Source organism: Brevibacillus sp. FSL K6-2834, from assembly GCF_038592925.1.
Lineage (GTDB): Bacteria > Bacillota > Bacilli > Brevibacillales > Brevibacillaceae > Brevibacillus > Brevibacillus borstelensis.
Genome location: NZ_CP151945.1, coordinates 4,087,819 through 4,108,629 on the forward strand (window position 1 = coordinate 4,087,819; position 20,811 = coordinate 4,108,629).

The following is a 20,811-nucleotide window of genomic DNA, read 5'->3' on the forward strand; positions in this document are numbered from 1 at the left end:
AATCACCTCGCTTAGCCAGATTTGATTTTCGGATTCAGATAGCGGTACATCGAGTCGACGCTGAAATTCATCGTAGCCACGATCAGCGCCAGGATAACGACACATGCCTGCACCAGCGGATAGTCAGCCGTGTAGATCGCCTTGACGACCAGTTGTCCGACTCCCGGCCAGGCAAAGACGGTCTCCGTCACGACGGCTCCGCCCAGCAGCTTCCCGATCTGAAACCCGATGACCGTAATGATCGGGATCGCCGCATTTTTCAAGGCATGCTTATAAATGACCACCTTCTCTGCAAGCCCCTTGGAACGGGCGGTCCGGATGTAATCCTGCTGCAGCACCTCAAGCATGCTGGAGCGGACGATCCGGAGCGTTGTCGGAGCGACCCACACCGCGAGCGTAAAGGCCGGCATGATCAAATGGGCAAACGTCCCTCTCCCTGAAACGGGCAGCCAGTGGAGCTTCACCCCAAACAGGAGCATCAGCATGATCCCGGTCCAGAAGATCGGCATCGACTGTCCGAGAAAAACGGCGACGGTCACGAGGTTTTCCGACAGAGAGTTGCGGTTGACCGCCGAGTAGATGCCCAGTGGAATGGCGATGACAATGCTGAGCAGAGTCGCAAACAGCGTCAGCTCCAGCGTGGCCGGAATTCTCTCCAAAACGACATCGAGCGAGGGCTGGTGGAATTTGAGCGACTTGCCGAAATCCCCCTGGACAGCTTGCACCAGGAAGTTGACGTATTGCTCGGAAAGCGGTCTGTCAAAGCCCATCTGATGGCGAAATGCATCGATCTCCTCCTGGGTTGCCTCCGGCGGCAGCATCAGGAGCACAGGGTCCCCCGATAAATGGATGAGAAAAAATGCGATTGTCGAGATGCCAAACAAGACGAGGACAATCCGCAAGCATTGCTTCCATAATCCTCCCATTGCACTTCCCTCCTTTCCGGTAGATGAAGGGGGAGAATCTCCCCCCGGCTATTCCTTGAAGTCAATTTCATAGGCGTAAATGCGTTCATCCGCCCTCGCCTGGAACTGCAGCTTCGCATTGTACGCCTGGTTGTCCATCGGCGAGAACAGGAAAATCCACGGCGCTTCCTTGTAAATCAATTGCTGTGCCTGACTGTAAAGCGCTTTGCGCTTGTCCTGGTCGACAGACGAGCGCGCTTCGTTTATCAATGCATCCAGTTGTGGCGTGTTGAAGTACTTGCCGTATACTCCCTTGCTGTCAAACATCGGCTGAAGAATCGCATCCGCATCGTAAACGGAGTAGCTGCCCCAATGGCCCAGGCGGAACGGCAGATCGCCCGCCCGCTGTTTTTCCACAAACGAGCTGGATTCAGGGTAAAATTTTGCTTTCGCCTTGATGCCGACCTTGCTTAGATCAGAAATGACGGCATCTGTGATCTGCTGGCCGATCCCCGGCGTAAAGTAATGGATTTCCGTCTCAAAACCGTTTTCGTACCCCGCCTCCTTCAGCAAGCTCTTTGCCTTTTCCGGATCGTACGGGTACGGCTTGATGCTCTCGTCAAATCCAAAGTGATTGGGGTTCACTCCCGCTGGTGTACGCACAGCCTTGTCGGCCAGCACTTTTTTCACAATCGTGTCAATGTCCACTGCGTAGTTCATCGCTTGTCTTACGCGGGCGTCGTCAAACGGCTTTTTCTTCGTGTCAAAGGCCATATAGTAGACCCGCAAGAGAGGGGTCGAAGTGACAGCGAGCTGCGGGTTGCCCTCGAGCTGGGCGAGCATGTCCGGCGGCACCATGCGAATGATGTCCACGCCTCCGCTCTGCAGCTCCGCGATCTGCGTCGCTACCTCGGGAATGACGCGGAAGCTGACCTTCTTGATCGTCGGTGCGCCTTTGAAGTAATTTTCGTTCGCTTCCAGAACGATCTTGTCACCCTTGACCCACTCTGCAAATTTGTACGGTCCCGTCCCCACCGGCTTTTGCGCGAATTCCTGGTCCCCCACCTCCTGTACGTATTTCGGCGGGACGATGCTGAGGTAGAACAAGCGATGCGGCAGCAAGTTGTACGGCTCCTTTGTCTTGATTTCCACCGTGTACGGATCGAGTACATTCACGGCAGAAATGGCGCTGATGTTGCCGCGCTGCGGGCTTTTTTGCTTTTCATTCAGCACCCGCTCCAGAGAAAACTTGACCGCGTCTGCATTGAATTCCTCTCCATTGTGAAAGGTAACGCCTTGACGCAGCTTGAAAATCCACGTCGTGTCATCCTTTTGTTCGTAGCTCTCCGCAAGCCCCGGCTCGATTTTCAAATCGCGGGACAGAAAGAGCAGCGAGTCGAAAATATGCCAGTTGGTCGTGATCGCATTCGGCTCATTGTGCATGTGCGGGTCCATCGTCGGAACGTCGGAGTCAAACGCTACAACCAATTCTTTTTGTCCCCCTGTACCGGATGAGGACTGGGAACAGCCGCTCAGTCCAAGCGCAAGGACCAACAAGACCGCCCACAAACCAGACAACCATTTCTTCTTCATGCAAACCCCTCTCTCTTTTTAATATTTTGAATTGGCAGTCTATTTATCGCAAAAAAGAAGAAGCGCTCTCCTCCTTTTTGAGATCGGAAACTATTCCTCGAAAGTGCCCCAGTTGGAATAAAGCTGCTCCAACTGTTTCATTCTCGTCTGGTTGTTCGCGCCGCATTTCTCTTCAATTCCGGCAAGCAGCAGATTTAACAGATTGATGACAGATGCATTGGAGTAATGGCCGGATTCGATATTGATGTCAGTCGTGAACGCGATGTCGGAGATGCGGCTGACCGGAGACAAGAGCCGATCCGTAGCGGCGATAATCTTCGCTCCCATCCGCTTGCTTGCTTCCGCCACCCGGATGCTGTCCTTCGTGTAGCGCGGAAAGGAGATGACCATGACGACTGATTTTTCCGTGAGACTGACGATTCTCTCCTCCGTCTCGCCGCTGAAGGGAATAAGGAGCACATTCTTGCGGATCATCCCGAGCATGAAAGTAAACCAGTGGGCCGCCGCATAGGACGCACGATACCCGACGACCAGCACCTGATCCGCCTCCAGCAGCCAGTCCACTGCTCTCCAGACGTCTTGCTGGTTAAGCTGGTGCAGCGTTTGCCTCAGGATGACAATGTCCCGTTCGATAACCCGTGTAAAAATGTTCGGTTCCTCTCCCGCTTGCGGCGCGGGCTCTGCATACCGGGAAGAGCTGCTTTCCAGAACGTACTGCTGGATCGCCGCCTGCATGTCGGAAAAACCTCTGAATCCGAGCGCATAAGCAAAACGGATCACGGTCGTTTCGCTGACATCTGCTTCCCTGCCGATCTGTACAGCTGTATAGAAGGCTACCTTCTCGATGTTCTCCAGCAGGTACTCGGCTACTTTTTTCTGTCCGGAAGACAACTGGGTAAACGATTCCTTGACGAGCTGTTCAAAAGACATGGATCCACTCCCATCCCAGGATTTGCAGAATGAATTACTTCATAGAACTATTCTTGGTGCAGAAATTCCTTCAAAAGAGATTATCCTATTTATACCACGAACTAGTTATGCGTCAAAGAGCTAAAGATAAAATTTTCAGAAAAATATTTTTGCATGCAAAAAAAGAAAGCCCCGGCAAGAGCTTTCTTTTTACAAATTTTGTGTAATTGGACTTAGCGCAACCTTTTGACAAATGACACGTATTGATATAGTAGAGATTACAAGACGCGTTTAGCAGTAACGAATCTTCTTTCCCACGAAGTCCCCTTGAACGTAGAGAACGTTACCCCGGGTTTTCCGTAGGTATGTAACAGCTTGTTATTGCCGGCGTAGATGGCTACATGTGTGATGCGCGTGGATTTTGTATACTGGCTCGCTTTGAAGAAGATCAGGTCTCCCTTTTTCAGGTTGCTTTTCGCAATCTTCTTTCCTACCTTCGCTTGGGCACGAGAAGTACGCGGAAGAGATTTCCCTACGGCTTTCTTGTAAACTCGCTGCACAAATGACGAGCAGTCAAACGTGCGAGTCGTGCTGCTTTTGGAGCCGAATTTATACGGGGTACCAAGGTATTGCTTCCCTGTATTGATAACTTTGTCGGCACGGGACTGACTCCATGCTGCTTCCGCTACTTCGTGGTTTCCTGGCATTGGTGCTACGATTCCGGTAAAGCCCAGAGCGGACCCTAGTAGAATTCCTACGAGTAATTTGCGAAGTTTCATGCTGTTCATCCTCCCTATTTGTCAACAAATTGGCTGACTATTCGCTTGCCATTTACTCTATCATCGCCCCACAGCTTGTTAAATTCCCAAAATCTTTCCACCTCAGCCAAACGCAAATGGCCCGTATTTCCAGTTGACACATTCGTTCCCATAGCGGCGGGAATCTCGTCAAATTTTCAGTCAATTATCTCCCCATCATCTACCAATATTCCGGTCCAATTTTTGCCTGCGGAAAATCGGGATTTTATATGTATTTTGCGACTTATGGCCTATTTCACCTCATAGATTTTCCCATTTGATACGCAGGCTCGCAGGTCAAAAATGGAACTGGTCTATTTGGATGATTTGCATGCTTGCAACCTGTCCCGACACGGCGTAAAGTAATAGGAGCTATGTTTGAAGGAGGTTCCTATGCGACTGCGTAACATTCCAGGTGCTGAAGAAGCCCTGCGCGAATATCCCACCTTTGTGGACAACCCTGCCGGCATGAAAGGACGCTGGAAGGAACGGTTCGGAAACGATCATCCGATCCATATCGAGATTGGCTGCGGCAAAGGCCGTTTTATCAACACCTTGGCCGAGAGGCACCCTGACATCAACTTCATTGCAATTGAATTGAAGGCGGAGGTTGTTCTCCGTGCCGCACAGCGTACCGAGAAGCGCGAGATTCCCAATCTGGCTTTCGTCCAGTACAACGCTGCGCTGCTTCCCGACCTGTTCGGTGCTGAAGAAGTCTCCCGCATCTATCTGAACTTCAGCGATCCCTGGCCGAAAACCCGTCATGCGAAACGCCGCCTGACCTATGCCAGCTTCCTGAATACGTACAAGCAGGTATTGAAGAAAAACGGGGAGATTCACCTGAAAACGGACAACGAGAAGCTGTTTGAATTCTCGCTGAATCAGTTTTCAAACGAACGTTTTCAATTGCGCAACATCACTTTTGATCTGCACCAATCGGCGCTGGCCGAGGAAAACGTGATGACGGAATACGAAGAGCGATTCTCTTCCCGCGGTCAACGAATCTATCGGACCGAAGCGATTTTTCGCAGCTAATAGTGAAAAGGGGCAGTCTGGATGATAACCAGGCTGCCCCTCTTTATATGGCAGAGCGATATGGCGTTTGGAGCATAACTCTTAAAATGCTATAATGGAAGCAATTTTCCATTTTATGCAGAGAAAAGGAGAGAAGACATGCATACTATTGGAGTCCCTACGCTTGTTACGTTCATTCCCGTGCTGATCACGCTGGCATCGTTCGGATTTATTCTATACTTTCTGATTTGTATCATCCGGTTTATGAAGGACAAGACGAAAAACGATCAGGCGCGAAACGAGAAACTGGACATGCTCATCCACTTGCTCAAGGAACGGTCCAGCAAAGAGTAGCCGTTAGTGCCGCTTCCCCATAGGCGAGGATCTGCTCATAAGGGAGCATCTACCTATCCCCGAAAGGATGTATGAAGATGAAACACGAGATTCTCACGCTCTTTCGTGAATCCGGACTTGACGCTTACGCCGACAAATTCGAGCCGTTGATCCGCCCATCTTACCGAATATTCACACAGAAAGTCCCGGACGAGCATGCACTCCCCTCTGGCGCTTCCAAAATCGGCGGCATGCCGGATCTACCGGCCGGGGAGAGTTGGCCGTACTGGAGGTCCTATCCGCTCTCCTTTATCGCCCAAATCAATCTCGCCGAGCTGCCGCCGCTGGCTGACCCGATCTTGCCCAAGCAGGGCCTGCTGCTGTTTTTCTACGCCGCATCCGCCATGTATGGAGTCAAAGGTTTTTACGATACCCATCAAACGGCAAAGGTTCTTTACGTACCTGATACTGCCGGTATCGAATTGATTCGTACAGCGCCGCCCGAAGAGCTGGAGGATTGCGATCCCGAAGCCGTCTTCTCCCCCGCCTCCGTATCGTTTTTAACAGAATGGACGATTCCTCCCGGAGAGTCGGCAGACATCGCCGGGCTTGGCATGAGCTGGAGCACTAACCGGGAGGATTATGATCTGTATTGGGATGTTTTCGGCAGACGCTTCGACGAGAAATTTCAGCATCCCGATGATATGAAAAACCGTCTGCTGGGCTGCCCCGACGCGATGCAGGGAGACATGCAGGTCCACTGCGTTCGCCTGCTTGAGGGTGCAGACCGGAAAAGCGAGGAGGATTTGCTGGCCCGCGCTTCGCAGTGGCGTCTTTTGTTCCAGGTGGATTCGGAAGACGACAAAACCGGCATGATGTGGGAAGACGTGGGCCGACTCTACTTCTGGATTGAGCAGGACGCACTGGAGCGGCTTGATTTTTCTCGCGTGGTTTGCGACGTGCAGGGCGGTTGAATTTGCAGCATGTTTATGTTTTAATCCGGTTTTGTTTCCTCCAAGAACGCTTTGCGATTCTCCAAAAACCTTCTCGTCAACTGGTAATGTTCCGTCTCTTCGTAGCGAACTTCCGCCAGCGGCGATTCGTCAAAGCTTAGAATCGTCGCTCCGGGAAAGCCCATCAGGATCGGCGAATGTGTCGCGATGAGAAATTGCGCCCCCTCTTTCACCAAATCCATCATGAGGTACAGAAAGGCTAGCTGCCGCATCGGGGACAATGCCGCCTCCGGCTCGTCCAAAAGGTAAATGCCCTTTCCGTTGAAACGGTTTGCAAACAGCGAAAGAAACGACTCCCCGTGCGACTGCTCGTGCAGGGAACGGCCGCCGTACGCACGGTAACCGTTTGGCTCGATGCGCTCTGCCTCGTCGATATGGCTGGCAAACTGATAAAAGCTCTCCGCCCTGAGGAAAAATCCGTCCGTCATTTTCGGCATCCAGGAAAGGCGGATATAATCACCCAATGCCGCTTCCGCCCGATCGACGTGGTAGGAGTTGGCCCGCGAGCCTCCGGCCGTATGAAACCCGCATTGATACGCAATCGCTTCCAGCAAAGTGGATTTTCCTGAGCCGTTCTCCCCTGCCAAAAACGTGACACTGCTTGTCAGATCGATGCGCTCCAGCTCCCGGTAGGCAGGCAGTGAAAACGGATAGCCTGTCTTTGTCAAAAAGCGTTCTCTCAGCAAGTAGATGGTTCGCAGATAGATCATTTTCTCGCCCCCTCTCACCATTTTCCCTGAACTGGCCGATATTTCCAATAGGGAGGGTTTTTCGTGAACAAGGTTCAATTTCTCCAGGAAAAAAGTTCATACCATATTACATATCCAGATCGGACCGACCTTTCCTTCTATCGCTGGTTCACTGAAAACCATCCAGACCTGGCTGTAGGGTGGTACCACCTGGGAATGGAACGGGAGCGCCTGGGAAACGAGGACCAGGCTCTGGAGGCGTATCGGCGCGGGCTGCACCTGCCTGCCGATGATTTCTCGGAGCAGCTCCGGGATGCGTATCATGATTTGCTGCGGAAACGTCGAAGGACCATGTGGAAGCGAACAACGCGCCTTTTGCTCGCCTCCCTGCTCTTTTTATTCGGACAGTTTGTCTATTCGCCAAGTCCGCTCACCGAGCCGAAGGAGAGCGCCTCCCCGGAGAGTGTTGTGCCTGCTCACCTGCAGCGGCCCCATGTCGAAGTGATTGCGGTCCCGGGAAATGTGAGCCGCTCGCAATTGCGGAGTCAAGTCGAAGCCTATGCGGCCGCAAGACGTCCCTCCTTGAAGCAGCCGTACATCGTGCTGGCTGTTCCTGAGGTGGCTGGAGCACCGCTGTTTACTCCGCTTCTGTTTTATCGGCCTGCTGAGGTGCGCGGCCTGTTGCGTTACGACCCTGTCAGCCGGACGGTACTGCAGGACGTCTGGTTCGATCAGGCTTGCGATTGTCTGGACAAGCCTGCCGTGCAAAATGCCCGGTCGGCCTTGGCAGAGGAACAGCGGGCACTGGAGCAGGTGCTGATATTGCGGAATGCGCTGTACCGTACGTATCAGCAAAAAGGCTACCTGCCTGAATCACTGGACCGTCTCGCCGGTTCGTACCCGGCCAACTCGCTGCCGGAGGTGCCTGTCCCGACTCCCGCGAGCGGTCTGACGGCCTGGCCGTACTATCCTGCTCTTTTTCGCCCGGAATCGGCCTGGGAAAGCATGCAGAACGTCCTTCCCTTGCAGGGCTACCCCGAGCCTTTCATCCCGCTTCAGCCCTTGCAGATTCAGGTTCATCAGGCTGGGCACACGATGACGCTTGCCAGCGGCCCGCACGTCGTCAGACGATATCCGATCGGCATCGGAAAAAACGGCAGCACGCCGGAGGGGTATTTTACGATTCAAAAAAAGATAAACCGCCCCGAGGGTCATGACCATATATACGGTTCACGCGGCCTCGTATTTCAGTCGGACGGCTATGCGATTCACGGCACCAATCAGCCTGACAGCATCGGAAAATCTATGTCGCTGGGCTGTATCCGCCTGCACAATCCGGATGTCGAGGAGCTGTACACATTCGCCGCGACAGGAACTGAGGTCATCATCTCCGACCGAACACCGCCCGTATCGCAATGGGCTAATCCGGGCCCTTACGTCCTGGCGGCAGGGCCTGAGGAAGAGACACGCGGGGTCACCTATCATTGGCTTCATTGAGTAGGACGGGGCTTGCATGGGAATGTTACGCTGCAAATATTGGGAGGAAAAGCGAAAGCCGTTTCCCAAAGCAGCGATTTCAAGAAGTGTTTCAGAGGTTGGACGCTGAGAAAAGTATAAGAGCCAACCGATTCCTTGTAGAGTAGAGAACTGAAACTTTCGGGCGACCGTATGGTCGCCTTGCTCATTTCAGCTCCCCCTCATCAAACCGTACGTGAGGTTTTCCCTCATACGGCTTTCCGATGTTCTTCTTTCTTTGGCATTCGGCTTACTTTATCCGGCTAATTTCAATAAACTACCCTGCGTGTTTTGTATGACCTTCAGCTTTCCGGCATGTTTATTCCGCTTGCTTCTTTTCTTGTTGCAGAAGATTGTAAGGCGTTCAATCACATACCAGTCTATCCGTCTTGCCCATCGTTTGGCGATGGGCGAGATGAAGTAGTAGTTCTTGAACCCCCTTAGCTTGCGATTTAGCCCTTTCACTAGCTCTTCTAGAGACAGAAACAGTTTGTTCCTTGGTGCAGTGTATTCCTTAATTTTACGTCTCATTTCCTTCATTGCTTTCTTAGCTGGTACATGAGACATAGCAAATACCTTGCTCCCCCCTTTGTTGAACACGGGGAATTTGCGATGGTGCAGCCCAAGAAAGTCAAACCCAGTGGAATTGTCCCAAATATTAACGAGTCTAGATTTCTCTTTACTGAGACTAAGCTCCAGCTTGTTTAGAATAGCCATCAGCACTTGAATGCTTTCCAATGCTTCTTGTTTGGTTCTGCACATGATAACGAAGTCATCCGCATAGCGGATAAGTGTGCCAAGATGGGAGAATTGATTTTCCCAAATGGTGTCCATGTAGTTTAGATAGATGTTTGAAAGAAGAGGCGAGATTACCCCTCCTTGCGGAGTTCCCAGTTCTGTTTCATGGAATTGATCATTTTCCATGACCCCAGCCTGCAGCCATTGTCGGATAAGTTTCAGAACACGTCTGTCGCTGATTCTCATTTCGACCAGTTTCATCAACTTCTCATGGTTGATGTTGTCGAAATACCCTTTAATGTCAACATCTACGACCCAATAACACCTCTTGCTTGCTTTGCGTATCTGTGCAATTGCCTGGTGAGCATTTCTTCCTGGCCGAAAGCCATAAGAACAGTCCCGAAAATCAGCTTCAAAGATCGGTTCAATGACTAGCTTAGTAGCCATTTGGACCACCCGATCCTTGATCGTCGGGATGCCGAGTGGACGTTTCTTGCCATCCGGTTTAGGGATGTAAGTTCGACGAACCGGATGTGGACGATACCGCTTTTCTTTTAAATCTAGATAGATCTCGTTAAGAAAACGGCTCTCCCCATACTCCTCCACAATCTGTGCGATGGATTGTCCGTCGATTCCTCCGCTCCCTTTATTTGCTTTTACTCTCCTCCAAGCTGTCGCTAGAATATCCGGGCGGTAGATTTTGTCATACAAGGCATGAAATCGCCGTTTTGAGTTTGCCTTGGCACAAAGATATAGGGTTGTCCAAAGTTGTCGAGCTTTTACATCGGTGTAGTTAGCAAGTTTACTTGCATTCACTCACTCTTACCTCCTTCGACCCGTGAACAAAGCAGGGCTCCTTCCCTCCATAAGGTTGTGTTGTCCTTATGTTCATCGGTACTATGAACCCCTCCGACTCCCTCTCTGCCATCCACCACTTCCCTTACGGTTATAGGTTTCCGTTTTACGCTCCTGACGGGGCGTGCAGAGTAGGGTCTCCCCAGTTCCGTTAACTACTTTCTCAACATACCGCTCCCCATACCCCGAGGGATTCATAGGTGCTGTATTCCAAGTTCTCCACACCGTCCTTGGCCTTCGCCCATATGAAACAAGCTCGGCTTCCCTTTGTCCACCTCTCGGTGGTCTTTCTTAACGAGGCTGCAGGATTCACTTTATGTTACGGCCTGCTGATTTGCTCGCACTCTTTCGAGTTACTTTGTCACAGGGCTTCAACCTTAGGATTTCTCCACCAGTTGCCTGTCAGCTACGAGGTGACTTGGCTCCTGCCTCGGTTGGACTTTCACCAACTAGCAATTAACGGCTTGCTGGGCACGCTCCACACAAAAAGACGCGCTCCCGTTGTGAGAGCGCGTACTTCATTTACAAGGATATTGCTTTTGTTGTTTATAAAGCTGCAACCAGTACTTATTCTTCCACGTTGCTAAGGGTTTCCTCCGGCTCGGTCTCTGGATGCCATTGATCCAGCACTTTGCCCTGCAGAACCTTGCCGGTGATGAATTCTACCTGCTGCTCGTTGAATTCATCCTTCCACTCGATCCCCAGCTCTTCCGCCAACCGAACGACTGTCAATAGCTCCGACCAAGCGACATAGCGTTTGTACCAGAAGAACTGCGGTTGCTCATTCATATATGGGTACAGGTCGTCAAAATCGGTGTGTTTACAGTCGAGAGCACGTTCAAAGTTCACTTTGGCACCACGTAGCTTTTCCCGGAAAAATACTTGTAAATTCTCCTGTGTGAAGTCTTTCATGGACAGTCCCTCCTGTCTCCCGATTTACATGTATTGTACCACGTGTGCCATGACGTGAAAATAGTTGTACGAGCGTCAATTGTTTGGAAGTGTCTGCATTCTAGCCGTTGAAACCGTCAGAACCCGGCTGCTGGCCCTGGTCGGGAGGAGGCGGCAGCTCGATTCCCTGGGGCGGAGACTGCGAGTCCCCCTCCCCAGGCGGTACAATGTCTGGCGGCGCCACAGGCGGCTGGCCATCCGGCTGTCCGTTGTTTCCGTTGCCGTTGTTTCCGCCATTACCGTTGCCTTGGCCGTTACCTCCGTTGCCATTGCCCTGCCCAGGCCACTCGCCGTTATCCATGCCTCCGTCAATCGGAATGTCACCGTCCTGCATCTGGCCATCATCATGATGCTCGCCTTCCCGCAAAAGGTTTTCCAGTTGGCTCATGTTTATTTCGGCGACGTTGGACGGCGTTTTCTCTTCGCCGTCCGCATCGCGCGGAACTACGATATATTTGTACATCGTCGGACCGTTCAGCGTATCTACATAGGACATTTCACGCAATCCCGATGCGACCTTCTCCCGGTTTTCCGGGTTGTCTGTGAACCGGTAAACATCATACGTGTAATCCGGGCTTCCGCCGATCCAACTGAGCACGACCTTCAGCTTATCTTCATCCAGCGTCATGTCGGCAGCGAGCTGCACAGGCAGGACTTCTTCTTTTTCTTCCTCCTGCTGCCTCTGGATACCGGCCGGAGGCTCAAAGCCGCGGGACTTGACGCCTTTCAGGCCTTCTCCCAGCACCATGGAGAACATTTTCGCGGTCAGACTGCTTCCTTGCCGCATCAAGTGCTGTTTGTCTTCAGGATCGAAGCCCATCCAGACGGCCCCTACGTACTCTGGCGTATAGCCGACGAACCATGCATCTTTGTTTACGCCGCTGTCTCCAGCGATGGACTGCGTCGTACCTGTCTTCCCGGCTACAGGGCGACCGGAGATTTTTGCCGCGCGTCCTGTACCTTCCTGGACGGCACGCTCCAGCATCGTGTGAACCTCCCATGCCGCTTCCGGCTTCAGTACCCGGTTTTCTTTCGCTTCAAAGACGTGCTCCACACCTGACCGCTTGTTTTCCAGCTTCTCGATGATATGCGCTTCGGCCATCACCCCGCCGTTGGCGAAGGTGGTGTACGCCTGGGCCATTTTCAGCGGGGAGGTACCTTTGCTCAATCCTCCGAGGGCGATGGCCAGGTTGCGGTCATCCGGCGACAGCTCAATGCCAAACTTCTCGATGTAGTTCATCCCCGTCTTCACGCTGATCTCGTTGAGCAGCCAGACGGCCGGGACGTTGTCGGAATTGATCAGCGCCCTCATCATGCTGATGGATTCGCTGTACTTTCCGTTGTAGTTGCGCGGCTCATAGCCGTTGAAGCTCTGGCGCTTGTTGGACAGCATAGAGTGCGCGTTCCATTTGTGGATGTCCGTATCGATTGCAGGCGCATAGACGGCAAGCGGCTTGAACGACGAACCTGGCTGACGGGCCATGTCTGTCGCGTAGTTAAAGCCCTTGGCCGTGTAATTGCGGCCGCCCATCAATGCGGCGATGCCTCCGTTCTTGGCGTCGACGACGACCATTGCCGACTCCACAGCACGCTTCGGTCCCGGTTTGGGGAAGTTCTTCTCGTTTGCGTACGCCTTGACCATCGCGTCCTGTATATTGGGCTCCAATGTCGTATAGACGGACCAGCCGCCGCGGTAAAGCTCTTCTTCTGTGACATTATAGCGGGCTTCTGCTTCCCGGAAGACGTAGTCGATAAATGCCCGATTTACGTTTTTTGAGCTATTTTCCGTTGTATTTTTATGCTCTTTTGGGAGTGGTTCCGCTTGCGCTTTTTCTTTTTGCTCATTCGTGATGTGCCCATCTTCGTACATTAATCGCAGAATGGTATCCCGTCTTTCCTTTGCCTTTTCCGGATTGGCAAATGGAGAATACGTAGACGGAGCTTTCGGTATGGCTGCGAGCATTGCTGCTTCTGAAATTGTTAGATCAGAAGGCTTTTTATCAAAGTATAATTTAGCTGCATCTCCTACACCGTACACGCCCTCTCCAAAGTAAATCTGATTCAAATACATCTCCAGAATCTGGTCTTTGGAGTAGTTGCGTTCCAGTGCAATAGCTATGCTTACTTCTTTCGTTTTTCTCCAAAATGTTTTTTCAAGAGAAAGGAACACTCTTCGAGCCAATTGCTGAGTAATCGTACTTCCTCCCTCAGCCAATGATCCTTTTTGAATATCATTGATAATGGCCCCGCCAATCCTAATCATGTCGATCCCTTTGTGTTCATAAAACCGTTTGTCTTCCACGGATAACAAAGCATCTATCAGCATTGGTGAAATTTGGCTAAAAGGAACGTAGTCACTATTTTTTTGTCTTACCAGGCTCATCATTTCTTTACCGTTTTTGTCATAAATAATGGACGGTTCAGCTTTCAGATCTTCGAGTTTCGTTGTATCGATCATTTTTTCCCCTGCATACAGCAGGGAGAAGTAGCCTCCAATAACGCTCAGAAACAAAAAAATGACAAAGGAAACGGCAAACAATAGCATCTTATTTTTCTTTTTAACCCGTTGTCTAGCCTTTGCTGCCATAATTGACCTCCTAGTTCTTTCTCTCCCACCTTTTTAGACGGATAGGAACAAAAAAAGTTTCCTGTCTACATTAGTCAGTATTTTTTTACTTCATGACTATGCAACAAAAAAATTTTTTAGGTAATAAATTCCTTGTTTAGCCAAGGGGAAGAAAAGTTTTACCTTGCAACTTGATTTTCTCAAATCAGATAGCAAGACTCGAATAGTTTAATCATAGTTCAATCATATTAAAATAGCTTATTGTATAGTAATTCCGTTTTCAACATATAGAAATAAACTCTAATGACTAGATTTGGCTAAGAAGCATGAATGTGAATGGAAGGTTGGGCTTGTGATCACCCAGGAAGAAAAGGCGGGTCTGGCACATGCAAAATAAAGCTTCTTGAATGTTTCAGGTTCGGGAACGACTGTTAAATGAATTGGTGGAGAAGAAAACTATAGATCATGTACTACTTTATTGAATAGTTGAAAGTTGTACAAAAAGCACTGCAATCCTATATGATTCGGTTCGTTTCAATATCAAAGAGGCAGCCCTATGTCTGTTTAGACACAAGGGACTGCCTCCTTTTTTGCAATGTACAAAAAGAGTTTAATCAGCCTCGTATGATTCTCGTTATTTGAGCAGCTTTTCCGCCTCTGCCACCACGTTCTCGACAGTAAAGCCGTACTCTTTCATGATGCGCTCGCCCGGAGCGGACGCCCCGAACATATTGATGCCGAGCACTTTGCCGCCGTCGCCGACATAGCGCTCCCAGCCGAGCGGAGAGCCCATCTCGACAGCCAAGCGCGCTTTGACAGCAGGCGGGATGACTGCGTCGCGATACTCCTGCGGCTGGCGCTCGAACAGCTCCCAGCTCGGCATGGAAACGACGCGAGCCTGAATGCCGCGCTCTGCCAGTGCTTCGCGGGCTTGCATGACCAGAGACACCTCGGAACCGGTCGCGATCAAGACCAGCTGCGGCTGGCCGTTTGGCGCATCGGCCAACACGTAGGCTCCCTTGCTTACGCCTTCTGCCGCTTTTTCGAGCGTTTCAGCCATGACCGGCAGATTTTGACGGGTCAGGACCAGTACGACCGGCTCGTCAGTGCGGGATACGGCGTATTTCCATGCCTCGTTCGTCTCGACAGCATCAGCCGGACGCAGTACAGTCAGGTCAGGAATCGCGCGCAGAGACGCCAATTGCTCGATTGGCTCGTGAGTCGGGCCGTCTTCGCCAACCGCGATGGAATCATGCGTAAAGACGTAGATGACTGGTTGTTTCATCAGTGCGGACAGGCGGATAGCAGGTCGCAGGTAGTCGGAGAAGACGAAGAACGTCGCACCGTATACCTTCAGGCCGCCGTGCAGGGCCATCCCGTTCAAAGCAGCACCCATCGCAAACTCGCGGACTCCAAACCAGATATTCCGGCCTTCGTAGGTACCCGGCAGGAAGTTGCCTGCTTCTTTGATCAGTGTATTGTTGGAAGACGCCAGGTCAGCCGATCCGCCGAACAGGAATGGAACGGTTTTCGCCAGGGCGTTGATCGCGCTACCGGATGCCGCGCGGGTAGCAAGCTTCGCACCAGCCTCGTAAACAGGCATTTGGCTGTCCCAGCCAGCCGGCAGTTTGCCCTCCACAGCCGTCCGGAATTGCTCGGCCAGTTCAGGATATGCTTTGGCATACTCGGCAAAACGGTCGCGCCAAGCCGCTTCTGCCTGCTCTCCCGCCTCTGCCAGCTTGCTGTAGAAATCGGCTACCTGTTCCGGTACGTGGAATTCATTTTCATATTTCCAATCGTACTGCTGCTTGGTCAATGCCGCCTCTTCCTTGCCGAGCGGAGCGCCGTGCGATTTGCTGGAGCCGCTCTTGTTCGGGCTTCCGTACCCGATGACGGTTTTTACCTCGATCAGCGTCGGACGATCCAAATCCTGCTTCGCCTCTGCGATTGCCGCTTCGATCGCGGCCAGATCGTTTCCGTCCTCGACGCGCAGGTATTGCCAGCCGTACGCCTGATAGCGCTGCGCCACGCTTTCCGAGAAAGACAGGGAGAGCTCTCCGTCCAGAGAAATATCATTGGAATCGTACAGAACGATCATTTTGCCCAATTTAAGGTGGGCTGCCAAAGAAGATGCCTCGCTGGACACGCCTTCCATCAGGTCGCCGTCGCCGCAGATCGCGTACGTGTAGTGGTTGACGATGTCGAAGCCTTCGCGGTTGTAGACAGCCGCCATATGCTTTTCGGCCATCGCCATGCCGACAGCCATCGCGATCCCTTGTCCCAGTGGACCCGTGGTCGCATCCACCCCAGGCGTATGCCCGAATTCAGGGTGCCCAGGCGTTTTGCTTCCCCATTGGCGGAAGTTGTGCAGGTCTTCCAGAGAAACATCGTATTTCATCAGGTGCAACATCGCGTATAATAGCATAGAGCCATGTCCGGCCGAAAGCACGAAGCGATCGCGGTCAACCCACTGCGGGTTGCGCGGATTCACCTTCATAAAACGGCTATACAAAACATGAGCCATCGGCGCTGAACCCATTGGCATGCCCGGGTGACCGGAATTGGCCTTTTCGATCGCGTCGATCGCCAACGTTCGGATGGTGTTGATTGCCAGTTGATCAACAGACGTGTGCTGAGTCATCAAGTGGAGCCTCCCTGCGTTTTTATGTGAGATTTTCGGGGTGATCCAAGCGTCCGGCACAAGCCGGCAGATCGCCTGAAATACCTTCTTCCCTTGCCAAAAACAACTCATCAAATTATATCACAGTTCAAGGAGACAATCATGCCTGGGGCTGAAAAAAGGAGGGCATTTTCATGCATATGGGATACTTGACTATCGGGATCATTCTCGGCCTTGCCGGAGTAGGCATGCTGCTGTACGCCATGGTCACCTCGCCTGCTCTGCGCCGTAGGGACAAGTACCTGAAGCAAAAAGCGGCGGAAACGCATCAACCTACCCATGATTCCAGGGAATAAAGAAAGGAAGACTGGCATGAAAAAAGAACGCTACACACTGCCTGCAGCGGTTCATCTGTTTCTGCTCCGTGGTGACGAAATCCTGCTGCTGCGCCGCTACAACACGGGCTACGAGGATGGCAACTACAGCGTCCCTGCCGGTCATCTCGACGGCGGCGAAGAAGTGAAGTCTGCCGCCATTCGCGAAGCGAGGGAGGAGACAGGCATCGAGATTGCCCCGGAGGATTTGCGCGTCGTCGGCGTCATGCACCGCAAGTCGCTGGACGAGAGGATCGACTTTTTTCTCGCTGCAGAAAAATGGACAGGCTCCATCGTCAATGCTGAGCCGGACAAATGCGACGAGCTGCGCTGGGCCCATACAGGCGAGCTGCCGGACAACGTCATCCCGTATGTTCGACAGGCTATCGCCAACTTTCAGAACAATCAGTGGTTTGACAGCTTTGGCTGGAATTGAAAAAAGACGCGGATTACCGCGCCTCTTGAGCATCCGCTGGCAGCCAGATGTGAAAGGAAAGAATCCCTTCCTGAAGCTCTGCCCGGATGCTTCCTCCGTGCAATTCCACGATGCTTTTGACAATCGCCAGCCCCAATCCCGTTCCTCCCGTTTTCCGCGAACGGGATTTTTCGACCCGATAAAAACGCTCGAACATGCGTCTGAGATCCTCATTGGACAGATCGTCTGCCTTGTTGGCGACCGTCAGTCTTACTCCTTCTCCCTCTCTCATAAGAGAGATGTCGATATTGCCAGGCTTGTGCCCGTATTTGATCGCGTTGCTGAACAGATTTTCCAGCACGCGGACAAATTTTTCCGGATCGACGCTCACGTAGATGCGATCCGCCGGCAGCTTCTTGCAAAACGTCAGCTGCTGCTCCTCCGCTAAAGGCACGTACTCTTCGACTAGCTGCTCCAGCATCCCCGTCAGGCTGACATGCTGCCGATGTAGCTGGACACCCTGCCCGCTCAGTGTGGCGTATTCAAACAAGTCCTCCACGAGCCGCTTCAAATGCTCTGCTTTTTCATACGCGATCCGGGTGTATTCGCTGCGCTCCTGCTCGCTTCCGGCGTTGTCCCGAAGCAGCCGCAAATACCCGATGACCGATGTGAGCGGAGTCCGCAAATCGTGGGAGACATTCGTGATCAGCTCGGCTTTTGTCCGCTCAGCCCGCCGCTCCCGCTCGATATTCTCCTGCAATTCTTCTGTCATGCGATTGATGTTCCGCGCAAGCGAACCCAATTCGTCCTCACCCCGTACGTTTACCCGATGATCGAGCTTGCCTTGCGAGATGACCAGCAAGCTCGCGGCCAGCTCTTCGATGTATCCGGTCTTTCGCTTTGTAAAGCGGTAAAACAGATAAAAAAAGACCAAAACGAATGAGAACGGCACAAAGCCGTTAAATTCGACCTGATATTGAATCGTGGCCTCCGGAATTCCCCGGGCGATCACATACCCTTTCTGTCCGTTCAGCTCAACCGGGTAAAATGCCGTAAACTCCTGGCGCTCCCCCTGCCAATTTTGGCCGCTGCGAAGCTCCATCGCTTTGCTGATCACCGAGTAGAGATCAACCTGGCTTTCTGTCGCTCTCGACGATTTCATCAGCACTTTGCCGTCAAGATCGACCAGCAGCATTTGCACGCCGCGAAGCTCCTGCGCGCGATTCATCAGCTCCTGGAGGTACTGGTTGTCTTCAACCTCCCCTTCCTGGATTCGTCTCGCCAGATCCCGTGTCTCCCAGTCCATGGACTCCATGCTGTAGCTGTAATCAACGTAAGGCCTGCGGTACATATCCTCTGTCAGCAAATTGACAACAGAGGACGCCAGAACAGCTGCCAATATGCAAAAGGAAAAGGTCAGGATCAACTGGAAGCGAAGACTCCGCTCGCAGTATTCCACCAGGAAAAAGAACCCCGTTTTCGTCCACCTGTACGCCGTCTTGATCCAGCGAATCGGCGACAGCCACCTAAAAAGCGTTCTCAATTTTGTATCCAACTCCCCAAACGGTCTTGATGTACCTCGGCTTGCGCGTATCCTCCTCGATCTTCTCGCGGAGCTTCCTGATGTGCACCATCACCGTGTTGTCTGACTGGCCAAAGGACTCTTTCCATACCCGTTCGTAAATATGCTCCGTGCTGAAGACGACTCCCGGGTGACGGGCGAGGAGCTCCAGGATGGCAAATTCGGTCGGCGTCAGCTTGACATCCCGGCCGCTGACCTTGACCCCGCGGGTAGCCGTATTGATCAGCAGATCGCCGATCTCCAGCTCGTCCTCCCGCAGTGCGCTCACTTGATTCAGCTTCAGGTAACGGCGCAGCTGGGACTTGACCCGAGCGATCAGCTCCAGCGGATTGAAAGGCTTTGTCATGTAGTCGTCGGCGCCGGTGCTGAGCCCGTATATCTTGTCCATATCCTGGGACTTGGCCGAAAGCATGATAATCGGCAGATGCTGCTGTTCGCGGATTTTGAGGCACGCCTGGATTCCGTCCATGCGGGGCATCATCACGTCGAGGATGAGAAGCTGAACCTCTTCCCGCCTCAGCATCTCCAGCGCTTCCACACCATCCGCCGCCTTCAGCACGCGGTAGCCTTCGTTTTGCAAGTAAATCGCGATCAGATTGCGGATCTCTTCCTCATCATCCACGACCAGAATCGTTATCTCTTCCACAATCTCTTCCTCCTGTTACTGTTCCTTTTGCCCCCAAAACACGCGTGTCCCTTTGCGCTGGCGGATTACCACGTACAGCCCCGCGAACAGCGCAAGCACACATAAAGTAATCCACCCGTAGGTTTGGACACCTTCTGTGATCGATTCCAGATGAGTGCCGAACAGGCGGCCGGCCATGAAGTAATTGAGCGTCCAGACAAAGCCCGTAGGCAGCGAGTACAGTGCATAGCGACGCAGCGACATCCGTTGAATCCCGACCAGATAAGGGACGACGTGGCGAATGACGGGGAAAAAATAGCTGAGGCATATCGCGCCATTCCCGTAGCGCTCAAGCAGCCCCTCCGCCTTTTTCAGGTACTTTTCTCCGTTCAGCTTTCGCGCGAGCCACCGCAGAATCGGCGCTCCCACCCGGTACCCGAGAAAATATCCGAGCGACAGTCCCGAGACGACTCCGAGATAGACCGCGATGAACGCCGGAACCGGCTGGAGCCAGCCCTGAGCCGTAATCGCTCCGGCTGTCATCACGATCATTTCGTCGGGAATCGGCATTCCCACGATCCCCAGCCACAGGGAGAGAAACAGCGCGGGATACCCGTACTGGGCAACCATGCTGGTAATCATATCCGTTTCCATGACTTATCCCCCCCTCTTTTGGCATACATAAACGAAGGCACATGGAAAGTTAAACGGCACAAACCGGATTGCCACTCTTCCGAAGCGTTTCTCCAGCTTCTTTTTCATTTGCAAGGAGTATTGAAACTGCACAAAGACGCCTCCCGGCTTCAGCGCAGCCTCCACCTGATCCAGTATCTCATCGCGAAGCCCTTGAGGAAAGTTCGCAAAGGGTAGGCCGCTGATCACCGCGTCCAACTGCCCCATGCCGTGCTCCTCCATCGCTTGTGTCAGCTTCCTGGCGTCATCGCTGAAAAGCAGATCGGGGTAGCGGCGGACAAGCCTCTCCCGCATGGTATCATCTTGCTCCAGAATGAGCGCCTGGCAATCCTTTCTCTTTGCCTTTCGAATCGCGTCTGTAAAAACACCTGTTCCTGCTCCCAGCTCCGCTACAGCGGCAGCACGTTCCCAGTCCACAGGTGACAATATCCGTTCCGTTAGCTGGCGAGAGCTTGGGACAATGCTGCCCACAGTCTGCGGAGAAGAAAGGAAGCGGGCGGCAAAGACCAGCTTGTCGGTAATCGGCGCAAGCATCGGCTCCAGACACCCTACTCTTTCATACGTGTTTTTCATCTTTCCGTCACTCCTCTCACTGCCCTAATCCTACCCGGAATTCCTTAGCAA

19 protein-coding genes are annotated in these 20,811 nt (G+C 52.4%); 6 read left to right on the plus strand and 13 right to left on the minus strand.

Annotated features, from left to right (window positions below; genetic code table 11):
- Positions 1 to 11 precede the first annotated feature (11 nt).
- The 4 genes from NST96_RS20240 to NST96_RS20255 all read right to left on the minus strand — a co-directional run bounded on the left by NST96_RS20240 (position 12) and on the right by NST96_RS20255 (position 4,186).
- Positions 12 to 926 carry an ABC transporter permease gene (locus NST96_RS20240; RefSeq protein WP_003389088.1) on the minus strand — a complete coding sequence of 305 codons (915 nt, stop codon included), beginning with the start codon at positions 924 to 926 and terminating at the stop codon, positions 12 to 14.
- Positions 927 to 974: 48 nt separating this feature from the next.
- Positions 975 to 2,498, minus strand: a complete 1,524-nt coding sequence (locus tag NST96_RS20245) for an ABC transporter substrate-binding protein (protein ID WP_171506726.1) — start codon at positions 2,496 to 2,498, stop codon at positions 975 to 977.
- A gap of 90 nt (positions 2,499 to 2,588) precedes the next feature.
- Positions 2,589 to 3,428: a MurR/RpiR family transcriptional regulator gene (locus tag NST96_RS20250; RefSeq protein ID WP_003389084.1), complete on the minus strand. Its 840-nt coding sequence runs from the start codon at positions 3,426 to 3,428 to the stop codon at positions 2,589 to 2,591.
- 257 nt (positions 3,429 to 3,685) lie between these two features.
- Positions 3,686 to 4,186, minus strand: a complete 501-nt coding sequence (locus NST96_RS20255; protein ID WP_003389082.1) for a C40 family peptidase — start codon at positions 4,184 to 4,186, stop codon at positions 3,686 to 3,688.
- A gap of 411 nt (positions 4,187 to 4,597) precedes the next feature.
- Between NST96_RS20255 and trmB the strand changes: the two genes are divergently transcribed.
- The 3 genes from trmB to NST96_RS20270 all read left to right on the plus strand — a co-directional run bounded on the left by trmB (position 4,598) and on the right by NST96_RS20270 (position 6,525).
- The gene (gene trmB, locus NST96_RS20260; protein ID WP_003389081.1) at positions 4,598 to 5,239 is read left to right on the plus strand and encodes a tRNA (guanosine(46)-N7)-methyltransferase TrmB; all 642 of its coding nucleotides are present in this window, start codon (positions 4,598 to 4,600) and stop codon (positions 5,237 to 5,239) included.
- A 138-nt stretch (positions 5,240 to 5,377) separates the two neighbouring features.
- Positions 5,378 to 5,572, plus strand: coding sequence for a hypothetical protein (locus tag NST96_RS20265; protein WP_003389080.1), 195 nt, complete (start codon positions 5,378 to 5,380; stop codon positions 5,570 to 5,572).
- A 77-nt stretch (positions 5,573 to 5,649) separates the two neighbouring features.
- Positions 5,650 to 6,525, plus strand: a complete 876-nt coding sequence (locus NST96_RS20270) for a YwqG family protein (RefSeq protein ID WP_031933143.1) — start codon at positions 5,650 to 5,652, stop codon at positions 6,523 to 6,525.
- A 20-nt stretch (positions 6,526 to 6,545) separates the two neighbouring features.
- Here the strand turns inward: NST96_RS20270 and NST96_RS20275 are convergent, their stop codons facing one another.
- Positions 6,546 to 7,274: an AAA family ATPase gene (locus NST96_RS20275; protein ID WP_003389078.1), complete on the minus strand. Its 729-nt coding sequence runs from the start codon at positions 7,272 to 7,274 to the stop codon at positions 6,546 to 6,548.
- Between the two features lie 63 nt (positions 7,275 to 7,337).
- Between NST96_RS20275 and NST96_RS20280 the strand changes: the two genes are divergently transcribed.
- Positions 7,338 to 8,750 (plus strand): L,D-transpeptidase family protein, encoded by a 1,413-nt coding sequence (locus NST96_RS20280; protein WP_039071253.1) that lies wholly within the window; start codon positions 7,338 to 7,340, stop codon positions 8,748 to 8,750.
- Between the two features lie 273 nt (positions 8,751 to 9,023).
- Here the strand turns inward: NST96_RS20280 and ltrA are convergent, their stop codons facing one another.
- From ltrA to tkt, 4 genes are all read right to left on the minus strand, one after another.
- Positions 9,024 to 10,322 carry a group II intron reverse transcriptase/maturase gene (gene ltrA / locus NST96_RS20285; RefSeq protein ID WP_024985477.1) on the minus strand — a complete coding sequence of 433 codons (1,299 nt, stop codon included), beginning with the start codon at positions 10,320 to 10,322 and terminating at the stop codon, positions 9,024 to 9,026.
- A gap of 606 nt (positions 10,323 to 10,928) precedes the next feature.
- Complete coding sequence (locus NST96_RS20290) at positions 10,929 to 11,273, minus strand: hypothetical protein (RefSeq protein ID WP_003389074.1); 345 nt, start codon at positions 11,271 to 11,273, stop codon at positions 10,929 to 10,931.
- Positions 11,274 to 11,373: 100 nt separating this feature from the next.
- Positions 11,374 to 13,899, minus strand: coding sequence for a PBP1A family penicillin-binding protein (locus NST96_RS20295; RefSeq protein ID WP_171506728.1), 2,526 nt, complete (start codon positions 13,897 to 13,899; stop codon positions 11,374 to 11,376).
- A 613-nt stretch (positions 13,900 to 14,512) separates the two neighbouring features.
- Positions 14,513 to 16,519, minus strand: a complete 2,007-nt coding sequence (tkt, locus tag NST96_RS20300) for a transketolase (protein ID WP_003389072.1) — start codon at positions 16,517 to 16,519, stop codon at positions 14,513 to 14,515.
- 173 nt (positions 16,520 to 16,692) lie between these two features.
- On the opposite strand from tkt, the gene NST96_RS20305 reads away from it, so the two are divergent.
- Both NST96_RS20305 and NST96_RS20310 read left to right on the plus strand, forming a co-directional pair.
- Positions 16,693 to 16,854, plus strand: a complete 162-nt coding sequence (locus NST96_RS20305) for a hypothetical protein (RefSeq protein ID WP_003389071.1) — start codon at positions 16,693 to 16,695, stop codon at positions 16,852 to 16,854.
- Positions 16,855 to 16,870: 16 nt separating this feature from the next.
- The gene (locus NST96_RS20310) at positions 16,871 to 17,308 is read left to right on the plus strand and encodes an NUDIX domain-containing protein (protein ID WP_003389070.1); all 438 of its coding nucleotides are present in this window, start codon (positions 16,871 to 16,873) and stop codon (positions 17,306 to 17,308) included.
- Between the two features lie 13 nt (positions 17,309 to 17,321).
- On the opposite strand, the gene NST96_RS20315 is transcribed toward NST96_RS20310, so the two are convergent.
- Genes NST96_RS20315 through NST96_RS20330 form a run of 4 tightly spaced genes read right to left on the minus strand, consistent with a single transcriptional unit; the run spans position 17,322 to position 20,760 of the window.
- Positions 17,322 to 18,830 (minus strand): HAMP domain-containing sensor histidine kinase, encoded by a 1,509-nt coding sequence (locus NST96_RS20315; RefSeq protein WP_003389069.1) that lies wholly within the window; start codon positions 18,828 to 18,830, stop codon positions 17,322 to 17,324.
- Positions 18,814 to 19,515, minus strand: coding sequence for a response regulator transcription factor (locus NST96_RS20320; protein ID WP_003389068.1), 702 nt, complete (start codon positions 19,513 to 19,515; stop codon positions 18,814 to 18,816). Before NST96_RS20320 ends, NST96_RS20315 begins: the two co-directional genes overlap by 17 nt.
- Positions 19,516 to 19,530: 15 nt before the next feature.
- On the minus strand, positions 19,531 to 20,148 hold the full coding sequence (locus NST96_RS20325) for a DedA family protein (protein WP_003389067.1): 618 nt from the start codon (positions 20,146 to 20,148) through the stop codon (positions 19,531 to 19,533).
- 3 nt (positions 20,149 to 20,151) lie between these two features.
- A complete protein-coding gene (locus tag NST96_RS20330; protein ID WP_172920256.1) occupies positions 20,152 to 20,760 on the minus strand; it encodes a phospholipid methyltransferase in 609 nt (202 codons plus the stop codon).
- Positions 20,761 to 20,811 lie beyond the last annotated feature (51 nt).